General features: G+C 55.2%; 2 protein-coding genes. One reads left to right on the forward strand and one right to left on the reverse strand.

Annotated features, from left to right (window positions below):
- On the forward strand, window positions 1–723 hold a 723-nt coding region (locus Q0628_RS07280), incomplete at its 5' end, for a LysE family translocator (protein WP_298769604.1).
- Here the strand turns inward: Q0628_RS07280 and Q0628_RS07285 are convergent.
- Window positions 718–1,442, reverse strand: a 725-nt coding sequence (locus Q0628_RS07285; protein WP_298769606.1) for a DHHA1 domain-containing protein, incomplete at its 5' end; no start/stop codon positions are given. The genes Q0628_RS07280 and Q0628_RS07285 overlap by 6 nt on opposite strands.

Here is a 1,442-nt window from a genome sequence, read left to right on the forward strand (position 1 = left end):
TGTAGAATTCAACCGTCTACAGCCAACTTCCTACCGTCTACTGTCTACTTCCTACTGTCTATGCTAGAATTCTTTATTGCTGCCTTGGTGGTAGGAATTGCTCCTGGTCCAGATAACTTATTTGTCCTGGCGCAAAGTGCGACCCATGGTGCCCGTGCCGGTTTTTGCGTGATTTTGGGGCTTTGCACGGGAATCATGGTGCAGACGGGGCTGCTGGTCGCGGGGGTTTCGGCGCTGGTTGCCGCAAGCCCGACGGCGTTCTTTGTGATGCAATGTTTCGGTGCTGCATACCTGCTGTATTTGGCGTACCGGAGTTTTCAAGTTCGCGCCGGCACGGTTGTTGCTAGCGAGGCTTCCGAGTGTCATCCTGAGAGGAGTCACGAAGTGACGGAGTCGAAGGATCTAGGACAGGGCCATCCTTCTGCCCGCAAGCTTTACCTTCGCGGCATCATCATGAACCTTTCGAATCCGAAGGTGATTCTGTTCATGCTTTCGTTTATACCGCCGGCCGTGCGCCTGGACCGCCCGATTCACCCGAGCTTGCAGACAGCTATCTTTGGCGCAGAATTCATTGTGGCGACCATGATCGTGTTCGGTTCGGTCGCCCTGTTGGCTGGCGCCGTCAAGAAGTTCCTGCTGAATAGCCCCAAGGCGAACCGCAACCTCAACTGGTTCAGCGGCTGCGTATTCGTGCTGCTAGCGGTATCGCTGTTCGCGCTATAGCTGCTTTTCGATTAGCTTCAGGATTTTCTCGATAGTGATTTCAGGCGTATCGAAGGTATCGCCTCCGGCGGCACGGGTGTGGCCACCGCCGCCGAATTCACGAGCGATGGCGTTTACATCGACTACATAGTTGCTGCGCAGGCTGATTTTGTACTTGCCGTTCACGGGGTAGAGGAAAATAGCCACTTCGGTGCCGCCGACTTCGCGGATGGTGTCGATGGTGGTGGAAAGTTCCACGGGCGTGACTCCGAATCGTTCCATGTCTTCGGGCGTGATGTAGCTGTAGACGACCTTGCCGCCGAGGGCGAGCTTGCACTGCTGCATGGCAAAGCCCGTAATGAGTGTCTGCTTGTAGGTGCGGGTGTAGTAAGTCTCGTTCACGATTTTTGCGAAGTCGACACCTGCTTCAATCAGGTCGCCCACCACCTGCATGGTGCGCTTGCCGGTGCAGCTGTACTTGAAGGCTCCCGTATCGTGTACAATGCCGAGGTAAAGGGAACTGGCTGTGTCGCGGCTGATTTTAGCCTTGTCGAGGTTTACGTATAGAACCTCGCTTGCAGAACTTGCTTCGGGCTCCACGAGGTTCAAGGTGCAAAGGTTCAGCGGGTTGCTAATATGGTGGTCGATGTTGATGGTTTTCTTGGCTGACTTGATGCATTCGGCGCCGTTCGCCCCGACGCGTTCAAAGCTCGGCGTGTCCATGAGGAAGACGAGGTCAT

This window comes from uncultured Fibrobacter sp., assembly GCF_937877005.1.
Lineage (GTDB): Bacteria > Fibrobacterota > Fibrobacteria > Fibrobacterales > Fibrobacteraceae > Fibrobacter.